This is a genomic window from Pectobacterium wasabiae CFBP 3304 (assembly GCF_001742185.1).
Classification (GTDB): Bacteria; Pseudomonadota; Gammaproteobacteria; order Enterobacterales; family Enterobacteriaceae; genus Pectobacterium; species Pectobacterium wasabiae.
On sequence record NZ_CP015750.1, the window covers coordinates 54825 to 73484 of the forward strand.

The 18660-nt window shown below is 40.2% G+C and carries 19 protein-coding genes, 2 tRNA genes and 2 pseudogenes; 10 read left to right on the forward strand and 13 right to left on the reverse strand.

Features of this window, described 5'->3' with window-relative positions:
* Positions 1-29: 29 nt before the first annotated feature.
* Entirely contained in the window at positions 30-254 is a 225-nt protein-coding gene (locus A7983_RS00295; RefSeq protein WP_005974410.1) for a DUF2594 family protein, read from the forward strand.
* Positions 255-347: 93 nt separating this feature from the next.
* Here the strand turns inward: A7983_RS00295 and A7983_RS00300 are convergent, their stop codons facing one another.
* Both A7983_RS00300 and A7983_RS00305 read right to left on the reverse strand, forming a co-directional pair.
* Positions 348-635, reverse strand: a complete 288-nt coding sequence (locus tag A7983_RS00300; protein WP_005974407.1) for a basic helix-loop-helix domain-containing protein — start codon at positions 633-635, stop codon at positions 348-350.
* 693 nt (positions 636-1328) lie between these two features.
* Positions 1329-1404 (reverse strand) — tRNA-Lys (locus tag A7983_RS00305).
* Between the two features lie 335 nt (positions 1405-1739).
* Here A7983_RS00305 and cycA point away from each other — a divergent pair.
* A complete protein-coding gene (gene cycA / locus A7983_RS00310; RefSeq protein WP_005974404.1) occupies positions 1740-3152 on the forward strand; it encodes a D-serine/D-alanine/glycine transporter in 1413 nt (470 codons plus the stop codon).
* A 310-nt stretch (positions 3153-3462) separates the two neighbouring features.
* Here the strand turns inward: cycA and iraP are convergent, their stop codons facing one another.
* Both iraP and A7983_RS00320 read right to left on the reverse strand, forming a co-directional pair.
* Positions 3463-3729: an anti-adapter protein IraP gene (gene iraP / locus A7983_RS00315; protein ID WP_005974400.1), complete on the reverse strand. Its 267-nt coding sequence runs from the start codon at positions 3727-3729 to the stop codon at positions 3463-3465.
* A gap of 395 nt (positions 3730-4124) precedes the next feature.
* Positions 4125-4394, reverse strand: a pseudogene (locus A7983_RS00320) (LysR family transcriptional regulator); the annotation flags it as partial.
* A gap of 379 nt (positions 4395-4773) precedes the next feature.
* On the opposite strand from A7983_RS00320, the gene A7983_RS00325 reads away from it, so the two are divergent.
* The 4 genes from A7983_RS00325 to A7983_RS00340 all read left to right on the forward strand — a co-directional run bounded on the left by A7983_RS00325 (position 4774) and on the right by A7983_RS00340 (position 9302).
* Positions 4774-4849: transfer RNA gene (locus tag A7983_RS00325), tRNA-Asn, on the forward strand.
* 179 nt (positions 4850-5028) lie between these two features.
* Positions 5029-6306 carry a tyrosine-type recombinase/integrase gene (locus A7983_RS00330; RefSeq protein ID WP_039478084.1) on the forward strand — a complete coding sequence of 426 codons (1278 nt, stop codon included), beginning with the start codon at positions 5029-5031 and terminating at the stop codon, positions 6304-6306.
* A 469-nt stretch (positions 6307-6775) separates the two neighbouring features.
* Complete coding sequence (locus A7983_RS00335; protein ID WP_005969657.1) at positions 6776-8749, forward strand: putative bifunctional diguanylate cyclase/phosphodiesterase; 1974 nt, start codon at positions 6776-6778, stop codon at positions 8747-8749.
* Between the two features lie 373 nt (positions 8750-9122).
* The gene (locus tag A7983_RS00340; protein ID WP_005969658.1) at positions 9123-9302 is read left to right on the forward strand and encodes a hypothetical protein; all 180 of its coding nucleotides are present in this window, start codon (positions 9123-9125) and stop codon (positions 9300-9302) included.
* A 147-nt stretch (positions 9303-9449) separates the two neighbouring features.
* On the opposite strand, the gene A7983_RS22930 is transcribed toward A7983_RS00340, so the two are convergent.
* The 6 genes from A7983_RS22930 to A7983_RS00360 form a co-directional block, all read right to left on the reverse strand.
* The gene (locus A7983_RS22930) at positions 9450-9659 is read right to left on the reverse strand and encodes a DUF4926 domain-containing protein (RefSeq protein WP_005969659.1); all 210 of its coding nucleotides are present in this window, start codon (positions 9657-9659) and stop codon (positions 9450-9452) included.
* Positions 9660-9676: 17 nt separating this feature from the next.
* Entirely contained in the window at positions 9677-9871 is a 195-nt protein-coding gene (locus tag A7983_RS22935; RefSeq protein ID WP_005969660.1) for a CPCC family cysteine-rich protein, read from the reverse strand.
* A complete protein-coding gene (locus A7983_RS00345; RefSeq protein WP_005969661.1) occupies positions 9868-11583 on the reverse strand; it encodes an S-type pyocin domain-containing protein in 1716 nt (571 codons plus the stop codon). The genes A7983_RS22935 and A7983_RS00345 overlap by 4 nt, the downstream gene beginning before the upstream one ends.
* Before the next feature lie 149 nt (positions 11584-11732).
* Positions 11733-13253 (reverse strand): shufflon system plasmid conjugative transfer pilus tip adhesin PilV, encoded by a 1521-nt coding sequence (gene pilV, locus A7983_RS00350; RefSeq protein WP_005969663.1) that lies wholly within the window; start codon positions 13251-13253, stop codon positions 11733-11735.
* Positions 13254-13390: 137 nt separating this feature from the next.
* Positions 13391-13951 (reverse strand): type 4 pilus major pilin, encoded by a 561-nt coding sequence (locus A7983_RS00355; RefSeq protein WP_005969664.1) that lies wholly within the window; start codon positions 13949-13951, stop codon positions 13391-13393.
* Positions 13952-14029: 78 nt separating this feature from the next.
* Complete coding sequence (locus A7983_RS00360; protein ID WP_005969666.1) at positions 14030-14266, reverse strand: hypothetical protein; 237 nt, start codon at positions 14264-14266, stop codon at positions 14030-14032.
* Between the two features lie 100 nt (positions 14267-14366).
* Between A7983_RS00360 and A7983_RS00365 the strand changes: the two genes are divergently transcribed.
* Positions 14367-14768 carry an H-NS family histone-like protein gene (locus A7983_RS00365; RefSeq protein ID WP_005969668.1) on the forward strand — a complete coding sequence of 134 codons (402 nt, stop codon included), beginning with the start codon at positions 14367-14369 and terminating at the stop codon, positions 14766-14768.
* A 79-nt stretch (positions 14769-14847) separates the two neighbouring features.
* Positions 14848-15207, forward strand: coding sequence for a hypothetical protein (locus A7983_RS00370; RefSeq protein ID WP_005969670.1), 360 nt, complete (start codon positions 14848-14850; stop codon positions 15205-15207).
* 105 nt (positions 15208-15312) lie between these two features.
* Here the strand turns inward: A7983_RS00370 and A7983_RS00375 are convergent, their stop codons facing one another.
* The gene (locus A7983_RS00375; RefSeq protein WP_005969672.1) at positions 15313-15597 is read right to left on the reverse strand and encodes a conjugal transfer protein TraD; all 285 of its coding nucleotides are present in this window, start codon (positions 15595-15597) and stop codon (positions 15313-15315) included.
* Between the two features lie 2 nt (positions 15598-15599).
* A complete protein-coding gene (locus tag A7983_RS00380; RefSeq protein WP_005969673.1) occupies positions 15600-15851 on the reverse strand; it encodes a hypothetical protein in 252 nt (83 codons plus the stop codon).
* A 95-nt stretch (positions 15852-15946) separates the two neighbouring features.
* Between A7983_RS00380 and A7983_RS24260 the strand changes: the two are divergent.
* Together A7983_RS24260 and A7983_RS00390 are read left to right on the forward strand one after the other, a co-directional pair.
* A pseudogene (locus A7983_RS24260) lies at positions 15947-16251 on the forward strand (hypothetical protein); the annotation flags it as partial.
* Positions 16252-16331: 80 nt separating this feature from the next.
* A complete protein-coding gene (locus A7983_RS00390) occupies positions 16332-17027 on the forward strand; it encodes a SinI family restriction endonuclease (RefSeq protein WP_235778008.1) in 696 nt (231 codons plus the stop codon).
* A gap of 37 nt (positions 17028-17064) precedes the next feature.
* On the opposite strand, the gene A7983_RS00395 is transcribed toward A7983_RS00390, so the two are convergent.
* Positions 17065-18444, reverse strand: a complete 1380-nt coding sequence (locus A7983_RS00395; protein WP_039478089.1) for a DNA cytosine methyltransferase — start codon at positions 18442-18444, stop codon at positions 17065-17067.
* Between the last annotated feature and the right edge of the window lie 216 nt (positions 18445-18660).

The window sequence follows — 18660 nt, forward strand, 5'->3', positions numbered from 1 at the left end:
AACACCTTTTTTCTTGTTGAGGAGAAAACATGAGCAACGTAGATTTTTCTACTACCGCATCCGCTGAGACCCTAGCCCATGAGGTTACCTGTCTGAAAGCGATGGTTACACTGTTATTAAAAGCAATCGGCCAGGCGGATGCCGGTAAAGTGATCATCAATATGGAAAGATATATTGCTCAATTGGAAGACGTCGAGCAAGCAGCTGTATTTGACAACACGATTAAACAAATCAAAACCAGCTACCGCAAATAGCACTATTTGCCACACCGCCATCTCAGTAATTTGATCTGGCGGTGTAGTGATATTTAGCATACCGTTTTTGATTTAAAAAATAGAGACTCTCGTCTATCTATTTCCGATACTGATAAGTTTCAGAAGCAGCGCTTCTTCTTTCTTTTTATATTGCGTTAATTCCATCACCAACGCCTTATCCAGGAGTTGTTTCCGAGAGAGCGCTTTTCTTTCATCAACCAACTCCCTCAACTCGCTGAAGCACTCATTTATTTTGTACTCTTTTGAACTTTCCGTACAAATTATCTCATGGATTGCCTGGCTCAGTTCAGACAATGAGATAACTGATTTTGGATCCTGGTGACTTTTTTCTATGACAGCCAGTAATTTTTCAAATCCCATATGAATCTCCGAAATCAAGCAGACACTTGCTTATTGCTAACCAGGAAACTCCAGCGACTTCTAAACGCCGCCCCAGTGGATCTAAACACTACCCTGTGCAAATCCGTAACATCATATACGATCTATCAACTATTCCACTTGTTAGCATAGCACTTTCTCGAAACTCATCAGGATGCATGAAGCACGTCTTGACCAAGCGGAACAATAATTTTTAGCTATACCCTAAATAATTCGAGTTGCAGGACAAAACATTAACGCGTTGAACAGCGCGAAGCGTTACCCTTTAGGGTAAATGTTCAGTCATGTGCATCGGAACGCGGCAAACGAAGGACAACTTCGCCGGGAACGAGTTTGACCAATCAATAGCTGCCCCTCGGTGAGAAACAGGATGTCTCTCATTTCATTCCGATAAGCTTACTCAGGTAAGTGATTCGGGTGAGTGCAAATCGGCCAGAGGCAGACTTGAAGTATGGTGGGTATATACAACCAATTCTCTATATTTCTTCTCGACGTTATTACACCATATGAATAAAAGACACACCAAAGGCCATCGTATGTATTAAATGGTAAAAATCTTAAAATCAAATGAAAAAATAAGAATTAACAAGAGAAAATAGAATTAAAGCGTGGATATATATAGATTAAAATCAATCCAAAAAAATTGGATTAAAAACCTTAACTCATTGAAATTGTTGGTGGGTCGTGCAGGGTTCGAACCTGCGACCAATTGATTAAGAGTCAACTGCTCTACCAACTGAGCTAACGACCCAACGGGGGGATTATTCTCCTCCTAGGCTCGCCTGTCAAATACTTCATATTAATTTTTTACACCGCAATAATAGCATTGTTAGCGGCGGGCAATTTTGTTAACCTGCGCGAGCTATATATCTATACTCCGCGTCATTTTATATCATCTTCATTTTAGGGCGAAAAACATACAGCAGCATCTTACATCATTATCTGCCCTCTTTATGCTTGGCTATCTCAGACATCCGCTGTAATAAGTACTGCGGTTGCGCTATCTTATTCTCTTCGATTTTCGCAAACGAGAGCCGCCAAAGAGCTCAAAACACATCACAGACAGAAACAGGAAAGTGTACTTAAATGGTCGAACAATCAAAAGAATCCACAGACCTTGCCCCTGAACAGGGAGAGGGACTGCAACGGAATCTGACTAATCGTCATATTCAACTCATCGCCATCGGCGGAGCGATCGGTACTGGGCTATTCATGGGCTCGGGCAAAACCATCAGCATGGCTGGTCCTTCGATCATTTTCGTTTATATGATCATTGGGTTTATGCTGTTTTTCGTCATGCGTGCGATGGGAGAGTTATTACTCTCCAACCTTAACTATAAATCATTCAGTGATTTTGCTGCCGACCTGCTTGGACCATGGGCTGGTTTTTTTACTGGCTGGACTTACTGGTTCTGCTGGGTAGTAACCGGGATTGCCGATGTCGTAGCGATTAGCGCCTACTCTCAGTTCTGGTTCCCTGATTTGTCGCAGTGGGTCTCTTCCCTGCTTTGCGTTCTGCTATTACTTACGCTAAATCTGGCGACAGTGAAACTGTTTGGCGAAATGGAATTCTGGTTCGCAATGATAAAAATTGTCGCCATCGTCGCACTAATCGTGGTCGGTGTCGCACTGGTCATGATGCAGTTTTCTTCTCCATCTGGAAATGTCGCCTCTTTTACCAATCTTTGGAATGATGGTGGCATGTTCCCTAAAGGGATTAGTGGCTTCTTTGCTGGGTTCCAGATAGCCGTATTCGCGTTTGTCGGCATCGAACTGGTGGGCACGACCGCCGCTGAAACTAAAAATCCAAAAGTCGTGTTGCCCCGCGCGATTAACGCCATCCCAATTCGCATAATCATGTTTTATGTTTTTGCATTAATCATGATTATGTCCGTAACGCCGTGGAGTGCAATTACGGCGGATCGTAGTCCTTTCGTGGAAATGTTTGTACTTGTCGGCTTACCTGCTGCTGCCAGTATGATCAACTTCGTCGTGCTGACATCTGCAGCCTCTTCCGCCAATAGTGGTGTATTCTCAACCAGTCGCATGCTCTTTGGCCTTGCTAAACAAGGCGATGCGCCAAAAAGTTTCGGTATGCTATCTAAACGCTCAGTCCCTTCTACCGGGCTGATGTTTTCCTGTATTTGTTTGCTCTCAGGCGTGGTGTTGATCTATCTGATTCCGAATGTGATGACCGTCTTTACACTAGTGACCACCGTTTCTGCAATTTTATTCATGTTCATCTGGAGTATCATCCTGTGCTCTTACTTAACATATCGTAAAAAACGCCCACAGTTGCATGCAGAGTCATCATATAAAATGCCATTAGGTATCTTCATGTGCTGGATATGCCTGGCCTTTTTCGCTTTCGTTATCGTACTGTTAACATTGCAGCCGGATACACGCCAAGCGCTCATTGTCACACCGTTATGGTTTATTGTTCTGGCTATTGCTTATCAGTTTATTCGCCGGAAAAAGCAGGCTGCGGACGTGAAGTAACGTGTATATACCCTAAATAATTCAAGTTTCAGGACAAAAAATTAGCGATTTGAACAAGACGGCGTGTTGGCCCTGTGGGCTGAGGCCCACGACAGACTGAGTATTTGAACGCAACCAATGTACATGTAACTTGAAGCATGGCGGGTATAAATGCAAGAAAGGCGCAGACAATGTCAGCGCCTTCAATTTTTTCAGAAAAATCGCGCATAGCACAAGTACTCTCTATTATTGGATATAAATAATTCTCAACTGATGTTCGGGAATTAATATGCGACCAATTAATGTTACCACCATTGATTATATAAAAAGGTTATTCCCGTAGCGAAACGGTTGTGATTCGATTGATATTTTTCGCCAATAGTTCGAAAGCTAAGCAATTACACTCATCCTTTCGCTGCGATGCATCAGCAACAACATCTTCTATTTTCTTATTCAACTCATTGATTTTACTATCATCTAACGTTGAAACAATAGCAGAAATCAGCATCTCTAACGATTCAATCTTAGCGTTAAGCGCTTTTTCTCCAACTTCCTTTTCTGCCAACTTTATTAAAAGATGAGAGAGGATATTATTCATTTGAACTCCTTAATCAAAAAAATAACCACCATACATCCATAAGGCAACACCCGTTCTTTGTCGCACAGGATTAGAGAAAACATAACGAAGATTAATGTAACACTGTGAATGGCCTGACCGCTAGTGTCTATTATCATTTTAAGAAAATCATATTCGCACTACAGCAATAAAATGAATCGCTACAGATAAATAAATCAAATAAGTAAAAAAACTAAAAAACCATTTTATTTTTGAGAGAAAAAATTACTGTTCTTAAGAAAACACCAATGTTATGAATTGTGATGGTTTTCACAGAAAAAATAAAAGGGGCTCATTTATGACAGGACGTCAAACAAGGAAGTCAGATTAATAGCCAGCCATCGGGAAATAGCTGGCTCTATAGTTAACATTTACGCACTCATTGATTGCCGTGCACCACTCACCGCATCCTTTGCCTGTTCACACTGTGACAATATCGTCTGTGCATGAGAATAAAGAATTTTCCCTGCTTCAGTGGGCGTAACACCACGTCGACTCCGCACCAGCAGTTGTTTTTCAAGTTCACTCTCCAGCGTCGCGACCTGCTGGCTCAGCGCCGGTTGTGCAATATGCAACAACTCAGCAGCCTGTGTCAGGCTACCGATATCAACGATTTTCACAAAATATTTGAGCCGTCTAAGATTCATGCCTGCCTCCTGAGTAATTACCCTAAAGAGGTAGCAAAAAGCGCGCCATATTATGTTCCTATGCCTAAGGAAAAGTGATACTACCTTGATAAGAAACAGGTAAAATAAGGAAAAGAAATGATTCTGCCAACCAACCTCCCTGATTTTGTATGGGGAACCCATCATCGAGACAACACACGCCTGCACCATCTTAAAGCAAACCTTGCTATTTTAAGGTGCAAGCCTGCCCGCGAGTCGGCATATTTCATTACTTTTTAGTGTTCAACTTGGGCAATAATTTCAATATGTTGGTTATTAGTTCGGCAATCAAACGCATCCATCGATAACAGGCTTTGACAACCTGAAACGCTACCGCTATTATCCACCGCACTTAACCGATTCCTCTGTAGTTCAGTCGGTAGAACGGCGGACTGTTAATCCGTATGTCACTGGTTCGAGTCCAGTCAGAGGAGCCAATTTAAAGAAAGCAGACGTTCACTGACGTCTGCTTTTTTGCTTTTTATCAATTGGTTACCCCCTTCTTCAGGTTCGCCCTCGTTCACCAAAAAACACTCGAAGCCATACCCTTTTGCTGGTAAAAATACTGGTAAAGCTGGTTCGATTTCGTTTTTACCAGCAATCGGAGGGAACCGTCATGTCACTTACTGATACTAAAGTAAAAAATGCCAAGCCGTCAGAAAAGGCGGTGAAGCTCACTGACGGGTTCGGCCTCTACTTGCTGGTTCATCCCAATGGTTCCAAATACTGGCAGTTAGGCTATCGCTTCGAAGGAAAACAGAAGGTGTTTTCCATCGGCGTCTACCCTGCTGTTTCTCTGGCTGATGCAAGACAACGCCGGGATGAAGCAAAAAAACTGCTAGCTTCTGGAATTGACCCTAGCGCTAAAAAGCAGGCTGACAACAAAACCATTCAAGAGAAGCGTAACAATACCCGCGCTTTCAAGACCGTTGCCAAAAGCTGGTTTGCCACCAAAACCACATGGTCGGAAGATTATCAGCGTTCTGTCTGGACACGACTGGAAACCTACCTATTTCCTGACATAGGTAACAAAGACATTGCTGAGCTGGATACAGGCGATCTGCTGATTCCCATCAAAAAGATAGAGAAGCTGGGTTATCTGGAAATCGCTATGCGGGTGAAACAGTACGCGACCGCCATCATGCGTTATGCCGTCCAGCAAAAGATGATCCGTTTCAATCCTGCTTATGACTTGGAAGGTGCGGTTCAGAAGCCACAGACGGAACACCGCCCTGCTATTGAACTGGAAGAGATACCTACCCTACTGGAACGTATTGAAGCCTATAAAGGCCGTAGCAGGCTGACCCAATTGGCGATAAAACTCAATCTACTGATTTTTGTGCGTTCTAGTGAACTTCGCTTTGCCCGGTGGTCAGAGATCGATTTCAAAAGCGCTTTGTGGGTTATCCCTGAACAGCGTGAAGCCATTGAAGGGATCAAACATTCAGGCCGTGGTGCCAAAATGCGTAGGAAGCATTATGTTCCACTGTGTCGTCAGGCGCTGGCAATTTTGGAAGAGCTGAAAGACCTCACCTATGACGTTAACGGTGATGACGGCTTTATCCTGACTGGCTGTTATGATGCGATGAAGCCGATGAGTGAAAACACCATCAACAAGGCACTGCGCAAAATGGGCTATGACACCAAAACTGACCTGTGTGGTCATGGTTTCCGAACGCTGGCGTGTAGTGCCTTAATTGAATCGGGTATTTGGCTTGAAGATGTGGTTGAACTTCAGATGAGCCACATGGAAAAGAACAACGTTCGCGCTGCCTACACTCACAAGGCCAAACACCTTGAGCAACGCCGCCTCATGTTGCAATGGTGGGCTGATTTTCTGGATGCTAACAGCAACGCGATGGTCAGGCCGTTTGAGTTTGCGCAGAAGGGATAAATTATAGGTGGAATGAACGTCTCAAATGTTATTCTCTATCTGGCGTAAGCATCAAGAAGGAAATAATCATTATTGAGCTATAAATAGAAAATATAACTTAGTTAACTTTATTTAATATCGCAGACATAAATGCTCCAAAGAATATTATGAGTTAAGGTAATGCTGAACAGCATGTACAAAAAACCTCATAACCAAACATTGGAATGTTATTAAAATTTAATGATTTGTGAGCATTTAAAACATTATCACTCGCTTCCAGATAGTACCAGCATACTAGTCCAAATATCATACATTCAATTCGCTTCTATTTAATAATTTTCAACCAGCGCTCTGAACATTATACTATACAACTCATTAATGTAGTCATTTATGCTAAAATTATCACTATAAAAAAATAAAACCCTATAATATTGATCGGGTTATGGCCGATAATTCAAGTGAGGTATGACACTAAAAATTACTAAAACATATGAACACTTATCGTTTTGAAAAAAACATTGGGAACCATGAGAAATCGATTAAGATTTTTCGTGAAAAAATTTCTATTCTTTATCAAAATTTAGCATCAGGTGTCGCGATTTCCTTGAGCGCAGGTATTGCACTCGTCTTTGGATTTGATGGCCATAGTATCGAAAACCATAACTACAGACTAATATGGCTGATACTACTTACTTTTGTTTTGTCTGTAAGACTCTACACCTTATATAACTGGATAAAAAACCAAAAATTAGAAAATATAAATCTGTCATATGAATTATTAAAATTCAGAATTGGTGTCATTGTCACAGCTTCTCTCTGGTCTGCTTACTGCCTGTATTTCCATCAGTGCTTTGATGTTTATGAGGCAGCCTCAACAATGGTTATTATCTCTGCTATGACTGGTGGGGCAGCAACTGTATTAGCAGGAGATAAAATCGTTTCATTAGCGTACACAACCATCTTATTAATCCCTTATTCACTTTATTTAATTTTTAATGAACAATACAAATATGAAGTCCTTGGCATCCTTGGTATTTTATACTCTATTATTATGTTTATTTCATCTGCAAAATCAGCCAGTTTTATCCTCTCGTCTATAGAATTAAAATATAAAAATGAAGATTTTCTTCATAATCTTGAGGATGAAGTAATAAAAAGAACAAAAGAAATATTTTATCTTAGTCAATATGATTCCTTAACACACCTTATTAACAGAAAAACATTTTTAGAAAAAACGCAAGAAAAGTTAATAACTAATGATAAAAAAAAGCATGTGCTTTTTTTTATTGACTTGAATGGATTTAAAGATATTAATGATAATCTTGGTCACTCTGTTGGCGACACTGTTCTGATACATTTAGCTCATAACTTTAAACAATGGGCGTCCGATGAAAAAATTGTATGCCGTTGGGGTGGTGATGAATTTGTAATATTCAGTGAAATCAACTCTACAAATGATATAGAATCTATCGCTTTAGAAATAAACTCCCTAATAAAAAAAGATTTCTATGTAAAAAGCAATGTTTTTGAACTCAGTGCTGCTATAGGAATAGCTATCTACCCAGATCATGCAAGCGATATAAATGGATTAATTACGTGTGCTGATTTAGCCATGTATAATAATAAAAACAATAAAGAAGACCACTATTTCTTGTTCAAAAAAGAAATAGCTACTGAAGCATTAGAACGCTACCAGTTATGTTCAAAATTAAAACATGCTATTACTAAAAATCAATTATCAGTTTTATTTCAACCAATATTCAACGCAAGAAAAAATAAATTCGAATCTGCGGAGGCTTTATTACGTTGGAATGTAGACGGAAAAATGATCCCACCGGATGTTTTTATACCTTTAGCTGAAAAAAATGGGACAATTATTAACATTGGATACTGGGTTTTGGAACAAGCGATTGATTGCATGAAAAAATTAGATGAATCAGGATTACCAATTCGGATTTGCGTTAATGTTTCAGCAGTTCAATTTAAAGAAAAAAATTTCATAGAGCACGTTATTAAATTACTGAAGAAATTCGATTTATCACCGGAAAAATTACAAATAGAGCTTACTGAATCTATTTTCTCAGGGAATAACTTACACGTTATTGATTCAATAAAAACATTACAGAAAAACGGCATAAAAATATCTATAGATGACTTTGGAACTGGGTATTCATCATTATCCCTAATCCAAAAAATGAATGTAGACATTGTAAAAATCGACAAATCTTTTGTATCAGAAATAAACAAAAGCGGCATCGACGTTATAAAAGCAATAATGGTCATGTCGAAAGGTCTTGGATTTGAAGTCGTTGCAGAAGGTGTAGAAACTCCATCACAATTAAATAAATTACAATCGATAGGAATACACCATCTTCAAGGATATATCTTCAGCAAACCAATTACTTTTAATGAACTCATTGATTTCATTAAGGAAAAATCTCAAAATACCCCCCAAAAATATTAGACATGGAAGCCTAATTAAAAAGATATTATTTATAGTATTCACAATAACTTCGCCCGTTCAAACGACTATGGAGCTATGCAGATCTGAAAGATAAAAGACTTAGCTTATGTAGATTTTTTTTATCACGTTTAGCAATTGACTAGCGTCAATCCTAGCTTTACATTGCAGCCAATCAGGTACGAAAGCCTATCACAACTCACTTGAACACCCATCGCCCCTGAAAGGTACTTGCAATACCAGACAAGGGCTAACCTCAACGTTATACGGAGTAACGCTATGGCTGTCTGTCAGTTTACCTATTCCCTTCCTGAAAATCTGCATCTGGCTACTGCTTTTTTTGCCACATCTCAACATCCAGCAACGGAGGTTTATCATGTTCGATAACACCCCACTGGAACTGGAAGAAATCATCGATCAGTGTCGGGCATTGATTTACGCCGTTATTGAACTGGATGAACCCAAGGCAAAAGAGATTTTGATCTTCGTTCTTTGGGAACGGCTTGATCTGTTATTTCGTACTTTTCATACGCCGGAAGTGATCCCTGTAGACTAATGAAACAGTCATGAGGATAACGCATTAAGCCCAAAACTTTAATTGTGTGGGAAGTTGAGCAGCACATACAGATTGTTGTGCTGCTATTTAATTTTTTATTACAGTTCATCGTTATGAGATTTTTATTTTAATGAGTGAATCATCAAACTATTTTTTAAAATCAACCTTACTGAAACAGTCTGGTGTTAATGTGATCCAAGCCAGTGTCTCACCATTATCATCACAAAACTCTATGCCATATGCAGGGGATGGCTCGTCATAAATGTGAACAATAGTCCCTAACATTCCTTTTTTTAACCCTTTCTCTGGAAGATCACTTTTTAAATAAATAACATCAAATAAAGAATAACTCGCCATGTATCCCTACTATTACATCATTTAATTTTTTGGCCATTTTTAAAAGCTTCTCTGGCTTCATTTAAACTCATCTGATTTGCCCCTCCTGCACAATCAGGTTCTCGCGACTGCACTGGGTCATCTTCCCAATTACATACAGGGCAAATTTCATAATCGCCCAAAGCGTAAATTGTTCTCTCCCCACAACATGGACACAAGAATTTGTTGCTCATTGCTTCTCCCAATATAACATTTTATTCTTTGGCTTAAACATTGTCTTCGGAACACCATGTTTATTCATTACAGCGAATGTATTTGATTCTGGATGATAATATAAAGTATCACCATTGCCACGTTTTTTTATTAAAACCCCCGCAGGAGGATTGTTAACAAAATCATGTGTATCGTTAACATATTCCTTAGAATTGTTATAGTTTTTTTCAGAAAACTCCTTCCGATGTTTTATCCAATGCGTATAAGCATTAGATACTGGGGTTAAATCTTCCGTTTTTGTCCAAATAGGCGTATCAATCTTTTTACTCAAATAAACATAAATCGGTGGAAACGCATTCTCAGGGAACACCAGAATGTAATCCCGAAAATCCTTCTCGTCCGGCATCGGTGTTGCAAGAATGCTGACATCATCCATCTCTGGAATTTCAAGTCCCGGTATGGCTGACGGAATAACAGGCTGTTCACCGTGTGCCGTATCCGTGGGTAATTCGATACCCGGATTATCCGGTGTCCATAAAATAGTTGGCCCTGTTGCGCCCTCTTCCCAGAACTCGTAGCGGTTATTGGGGAAATCATGTTTCAGTAATCTGACACGAACCTGATCGCGCCCGCTTTCCATACTGGTGTGGTAGCCAACCGCCTTCAGCCTGCCTGTTTCCTCATCTTCCATCCACTGATAACGAACACGACTGGGGACGGTTCCCTGCTTATTAGCTGCCTCAAGCAATTTCTCAGGTGTCAGTAAATCTGCTTTTTCACCTTTCAGATGGTGTTGAATCAACGCTCCCATCAGCAGGAAACTTTGCGCCATCTGCAACTGACCTTGCCAGATTGATGGCCCAGAAAGGCGTTTCATCTGATGTGTCAGTGCCTTTGCTGCATCCTGATTGGCCTGAGCTACAGCGCCACCCGCAGCAGCGATCGCACCCGCCTGTGCTGCCGTACCTGCCATTACCACTTGTTGAGGTGGCGGCAACATTGCCGCATCCGCTTTACCCACTAACAGGTCGAATACCGTTTTATACCACGGCTCCATCGGGGGTATCTGAGGCTTGTTAATCGCACCGGGCGGGGTCTTGGATAACGGTTCGGTTTTTCCGGTAAATGATTGGGGAGGAGAAACGGCAGAAGACGTATTTTTCTTTTTCGCTGCCTGCGCATACTGCTTTACCTCAACTGATTTTTCTTGCGAGGGATTAGCCTGCTTAACAGGTTCAGCGACATAAAAACTCATTTCCCCGATGTTGCCCTGTGGCTCTTCTTCCTTTCCCGCATCGGTACAACCCGCGCCACGTAAACAGGATTTGGCAAAAACAGGCTCTACAGCCAGCATTGGTGTTAACGCCAGCAATGGTGCTCGGGTTAATGCTGCCTGTTTAGCACAGTCCTGAACGGGAGAACGATGGGGTGTATCACCAATAATGACGTTGCCACTGCCGGAGACAATGACACCACCGCAATTGATACCATCCCCAATACGCGCAGCATTTTTACCGTTAATAATGACGGTCGATGAACCTTCGGCGATTTTTCGGGAATGAACACCATGTGGTGTATTGGGACAGGGACAACCATGAAGCAGAACAGCATCCCCTTGTCGGGCAGCAGGCTGACCATTAATAATGACATCAGAACTGCCTTCGATTATCGGGGTTTCAGGGAAACAGTCATGACCACTTCCAATGTCGTTGAGACGAGCAGCACCCGGCATTGTCATTTTCCTTTGACAGTAAAACATTCCTTTTGAAGGCTGAATGTTGGGCGCTTTTTACGAGGGGTTCAATACCGAAACCATTATCAGATTAAGATACAGCGATAAGTAATAATAATTTTGCTTATGCGAGCATGTTATTTTAAACCTTATCCACATTTAACCTGCGTTATATTAATATATTTAGGTATTGTGCGGCAGTTTTCCTTTTCACCTTTCTCTCCCCCTCCAGAGGTCGTACAATGTGCCTGAGTTTCATTAATATTATATTCAGGAACCCAAAGCTTTTGATCACCATACGGATTTGTTCTTACTTGCCCGCCCCAAAATACTGCTTTTGAAGCATAATATAGAACAGGTTCAGATCCAGCAGAACATGTATTACCATCAAGAGTAATTAGACCACCGCTGTTTTCCCTCCATACACCAGATTGACAGGACAGTGTAGCCCCTTTATTGTCCTTGCTAATTAACCCATCTGGTGAACAGCTTGCCCCAACCATAGAGATCGATTTAGGCTGTAAATATTCGCCAGAAACTGTTTTTTCTGATGATATATTTCCTGATGCAGAAATCGCTCCTGTCGTTTTTCCATCATTTGAACCCGATAATGTGAGGTCGCCTCTCACTCTTTGGCTACCCCAAATATCCAGTTTAACAGAGGAGTTGTTATCTCCATTCAGGGAAAGATAGCCATCACCCGCACCGCCTGATACGTTCAGCAGGAGCATATTCGGATCGCTGGTGCCACCACCACCAATCTGAAGTTTGCTGGCTTGGGTTCTGGCTGAAACATAGCTTTCAGAGTTGATACCATTTTTTACCGTAAGCTGGCTGTTCATCGATACGTTCTTACCAAAGGTGGAAAACCCATTTACTGTCAAGTCTTCTGAAATACCCACATTCTTGGCAAAACGACCATAGGTACCGTTAAACGAGGTCGCGTTAACATCACCCGATGCGGTAATATCTTTGGCATAATTAATACTCTGACCGCCCATATTCAAATCCCCTGTCATAGGGAGTGTTCCATCACGACGCAGATAAACGGAATACATAGAAGAATCGTAGCCTACACGGTAGGCCAACAGTCCTGCTGCATTAATCCCACTGTAGTTACTTTGGCTCTCAGTCCATTGACCAGCCGTACCCGATGCCACCGTAGCGGATTGCGTCATACCACTATCAATGCCCGCTGCTTGCATGGCACGGCCTAACAAATCATAGCGAATACGGTTTCCCTCTGACCAAGGCAACGTGGTAATAACAAGTCCATTAATGACGTAGTTAGGTGTTGTTCCAGAACGTTTTAATAAAATCTTATACGCTGATTTCTGCGCATTTATTCCGGTATAACTGACAGGCAACAGCCCTTCATTTAACAGCGTCTGATAGGTAATTTCACAACCATTAGCCGAACAGGTTCTTGGTCCCGGATCGCTGCTCTGGCTACTACTGGAAGTTAGGGTTGAAAGTTTGTCATAGCGGATACTTATATAGCGGTTAACCGCCTCTCCCATTTGCTTCATCTGTGAACCTACGGTATTCGCCATAATGTTTTCTTGATCGCTTTTCATGTCCTGAAACTTCATGAAAGCCATTGCTGCGCCAACACCTAACACCAGTGTTATTTCCAATAGGGAAAACCCTTTTTTATTTGTTATTTTCATCCTTCACCGTCCTTTTTTATTTACATACATGTTAATTAGCAAAAATAAAAAAGTGGTCAAGATATCATTTATCTTTATTTATTGAGCAAACCAGTTATTTATTAGCACAATGGTAGAAAAAATAACTAATGACTACATCAATAGCCAAATCCAAATGAGATAACATTCATCTCATTAGAACAATATTTAGTGACTTCATCGACATTTTTAACCCCCTGTTTCACAGTACCACTGGTTCCGACTTCATTACCTTCTTCATCATAACCCTCGTTATCACCAACAGATATATTTGAAAACATGGATGCCGTTGCTAACACTAGCTTGGCACACTCAACAGAAGGAACATTACCGTAGGTAATGTTAAAGCCATGATTACTATAGCTAAAGCTCACAGGCCCTTTCCATATATTAACCACCTGATAAGTATTCCCAACTCTCATTTGACTTGGTATGATTTTCGCGTCAATTAATGTTCTTGCATTGACCCCTGTATAATTACTGCTGGAACCATAAATGGCATTTATCCCAGACACGATAGCTGTGATATTTTTTAATTCAATCTCTGCACGCTGTGCTGCCTGAACTTTGGGATAAATCATAAACGCACTGACAACCAACCCAGCAATAGCACCTAAAACTAACATTAGTTCAAGCAGAGAGAACCCTTTTCTATATTTTCTGTTTTTTAATAACACCATGTTTAACTCCTTTTCATCCAAACGATGAAAAACAGATAAACCATTAACTTGAGTCAAACAATAGATAGCGGTGCGTAATTAGCGGGTTAACTGACGAACGGCTGACGCGAGAGAAATCGGTACTATATCCAACGTTTTAACACACTCTTTTCTTCCATCAGGATATTCTTTTATCAGCTTTCCTTCTGAAATAGAGTGGATAGGCATTCCAGCCCTGAATGCCTCGTTGATCGCTTTCTGTGAGGCGTTTTTGGCAATTCGACTTAACACCGCTGTATCCTCAAGCGGATTTTTCTTTGATTTTCTCTTTTTCATTATTTCCTCCGTATCCGTATTGATATACAATTTATTTCTGACATATGTCAAATTCAGACACCCTATCGATGATTTCTTATCACCATCAGGATAATAAGCTATGAGTGAAGTACTTAAAGTATTAAACAATATCCGCACCCTACGTGCTCAGGCGCGTGAAACCGATTTGGCAACATTGGAAGAAATGCTGGAAAAGTTGACTGTTATTGTTGAAGAGCGCCGTGAAGAAGAAACCAAAGTTCAACAAGAACAGGCTGAACGTCTGGCAAAAATTGAAGCTCTTCGTGCCAAACTGTTAGAAGATGGTATCGATCCGGCTGAACTGCTCGGTTCTGTTTCTGCCACCAAGTCAACAAAATCTAAACGTGCTCCTCGTCCAGCCAAATATAAATATGTCGATGAAAACGGCAGTGAAAAATTATGGACAGGTCAGGGTCGTACACCAAAAGCTATCGCTGCTGCGCTTGAAAATGGTAAAACGCTGGAAGATTTTGAGATCTGATAAAACCCTCCCCCTTTGAATTTTATTTAAAGGGGATTTTTCTAAGATTAAATATAAAAATTTAACTTAAGGATAGTAAATGACAGGCAGAGTCTTAATTCTGGGAATATTTTTTCTGGTAGGCTGTACCAATTTTTCCGCAAAACAACCTTACCGAACTCAGGATGGCGAACAACTTCTAATTAGCGCAAACATGCCAAACGGTGTTTTAAAACTATGGATAAATGAAACGCTAATTATAAATGAATCGTTCTTGAATCAAGATAAAAGTTTAGCTGGGGTCTTTAGTAATAGTTACACTAATGTCTATACAGCTACCTACAACGGCAAAAAAGTCATGGCTCGATGTAAAAGAGAAACCCACGCATTTTCAGCACCAGATCATGAATGTGATGTTTTTATTAATGGTGAATATGCTGCGAATCTCTTCCTGAGATAGTGGTGGGGATAAATTAGCTACCGCGCCCTCTGGGGCTTGCTCAACAGCTCACCGACCTAAAAGCAAGTTTTAGGTCGGTTCACCGTTCGGACGTGAAAAACATAATTAACATTTGGACTTATTTATAACATTTTCGATATAGACTTGACCTTGTGCTCTATACCTTTCAATATCACGCTCAGATAGTTTAGATATGTTAAGCAGAACACCAAAGACTAATTCTTTATCTACATAACCAATATCACATCCTAAGACTTTGGCAACCTCTGCACCGAAAATAATTTTCTGGCGAGTATTTTCTTTTTTTGTTTGTTGTTTCTTTTTAGCTTCCAAGAAGAATAAACGCTCTTGTGCTGAAGCAATTTGTTGTTTTATCGTTTTTGTTGTCATATTTAATCACCCCAATATTTTTTATTGTTAGAATAAGGGATATAAGCATGATCATTATCGTGACTAAGTTTTTTCTTGATTGATTTAATCTTCAATTTAAACTGTTGCTTAACATGGTGCTGTTTTACTTGCTCCCTTATATGAATAACTCTTTTTTCTGCTTCTAAATAAGCTTGTTCGGTATCAGTATAGATACCATCATCAAGAAGTCTCTTGGCTTCCCAATCAATGGCTTCATCGTTATTTTTATACATTACACCTCCTTGTATTTGTTATAGGTTATCCTTTAACACATTTTGGATAATTATCAATAAAGAAAGATATATTTAATGAAATAAAGTAAATAACAAATAGAAACACCATCAGCAACGCGTTTCGTAAAATAGACAATGGCACAAAAGAGAAGTATGTGACCATGGATTCAGAACGATGGCTTGTAGTGCTTTGATTGAGTGTGGATTATGCTCGAATGATGCCGTAGAACGGCAGATGAGCCATCAAGAACGGAATTCTGTGCGTGCGGCTTATATTCATAAGGCTGAACAACCAGATGAACTCCGACTGATGGTTCAGTGGTGGGCCGAGTATCTGGATGCTAACTGTGAAAGGGTGCTCAGGCCGTTTGCGTTTGCAAACAGGCAAGAGTCCTCCTGACATAAGTGAACAGGTCATGCTAGTTTTAACTGTAACTTTATGCTCTAAAAAATTATACTACCTTAAAACATTAGGAGGTTATGATGTCAGAGGCAGTATTTTTCGTCGAAGATGCCGAAGAATTGGCAAAACAGAAAATGGATGATATTAATCCTGAACTTTCTGAAAAATTCCAACTTTTAGTTAAATTCCTTTCTCAATTCCCAGAAAGTTGTTCAAATCCGCGCTCAAAAAAAATAAGGGAAAATTTTGGTAAAGAAGAACACATTGAATATTTGGCTCAAAATTTCAATGACAGTAGGCTTCCCAAAAAACCAACACCGCCAACTACTGTCTCTGATGAAGTTGTCAGTTTAGTCCTTAATGTAAGCTTTGATATACCAAAAGAGCATCTCAACAGGATTAAAGAAGAACATCGGCTTTCTATGGCTTCTGAAAATATTGTTGGTGAACTTCTTGAACGATACCTTGCTGAAAAGTTAGAACCATCTGGATGGATATGGTGTTCAGGAACAAGTGTGAAAGCAGTAGATTTCATTCATTATAATAGCGAAAAGGATGAGTGGGGGCTTCTGCAAGTAAAGAATAGAGATAATACAGAAAACTCATCAAGTAGTAAAATTCGTGATAATACGCCAATTAAAAAATGGTTTAGAACATACTCACAAAGAGATGCTACAAACTGGGAGAATTTCCCAGATGAAGTCTCATCTAAAGATCTCAATGAGAATGAATTCAGGAGCTTTGTTGAACGATATTTAAGCAAACTTAAATAATAATGGAAGGGGCATGCCCCAGCCCCTTCCAAAAAAATCAGACCAACTCTCCCAATATATCCAAGTCAGAAGTGTTTCTATATCGAGAGTAACGGAAATTTGGAAATGATTCAATTTTCCTTCCATGCATATGATCTAAAATGTTTTTCCCCACAGCTAGACCTAGACCAATGGGCACGGCATTACCCAACTGTCTGTATTTATCCAGAAGTTTACCTTTGATTACCCATTCCTCAGGAAATTGTTGGATTACTTTATACTCCTGAACTGATAATGGCCTCAATTCGTCTGGATGAGCAAGATCAGTAGCTGGCATCGCTGGATGCGTAACCAATGTAGGGGATGGGCGATCCCATGCAACTCGCCGTAAGAAACCTGTTTTCCCTCCCCCAAGGAAGAAGGATTTACCTAATGCTTCTTTTTGCAAATCCTCAGGTAAATGTTTCCAATACTGTCCTTCCTTCAAAAGCCTGTAATATTTTAACCTTTTCTCTGGAAATAGCACATGCTCATGAGTGATATCTTTCAAATTTGTGATGGTTTCACGTAATGTTAACCATTTTGGAAGGTCATATTCCCCCTTCTCACTATGTGTGGGTTGTAGAAATGGAACTCTACTGCCGTCCCTTGAACATATTATTATTACCCTCTCTCTAATTTGAGGGACGCCAAAATTAGCAGAATTATATAAATTAAAAGAAACAGAATATCCTGCATTTTTTATTATTCTGATAATATAATGAAGAACTCCACCGGGCTGCTCTTCTGATTTTAAAGGTGGCAATCCCTCGCCGCGTTCATTGTGTGGTCGGTGCTTCATTGGCGCGGATAATAACCCTCTAACATTCTCAATTACAATATACTTAGGTCTGATATCCAAAGCGACATCTAAATATTTAATGAAAACGTTCCCCCTCTCATCTTCTAGACCTAAACGTTTTCCCGCTGTTGAGAACGCCTGACATGGTGGCCCACCCATAATCAAATCAATTTCATTACCAGAAGATACCCCAGCTAATTTTAAAATATCCTCTGTTGTATAATCACGGATGTCCCCGATAAGAGCCATGTCAGGTTTATTCGATAAAATAGTATCCCTTGCTGCTTTATCTATTTCACAAGCGAGTAGAGTTTCAAACCCTGCTTGTTCTATGCCTAGATCTAATCCCATGGCACCACTGAAAAAACTTAACGCTTTTGGTTTGTTTTTTGGCTTATGAGCTAACATGCGGTGGTTGTTCTGAACATCGCTTTGGCTATTAATAAGCATAAATTTTTCAACACTTGAACTTTTTATTAACCAAGTTCTACCCGATTGGTATGCATCAATACTACCCTGCTTACACATAGTTCTTACTCGTTGGGGAGTTAGCTCAAGCAATTGTGCAGCTTCTGTCACAGTGATGATTTCATTCATTATTACTTATTCTTCGCATTTCCAATTGGAAACAAAATGATGTACCAAACACAAACCATAGTCAATAAAATCATTACAGTGACTAAACAAGACCAATCTACCGCGCCCTCTGGGTGTGCTAAACAGCTCATCAGCCTAAAACTTGTTTTTAGGCTGGCTCACAGTTCGGACATGAAAAGGAAAACTACTGTTTGGATCTGTTTATAACTATATCGA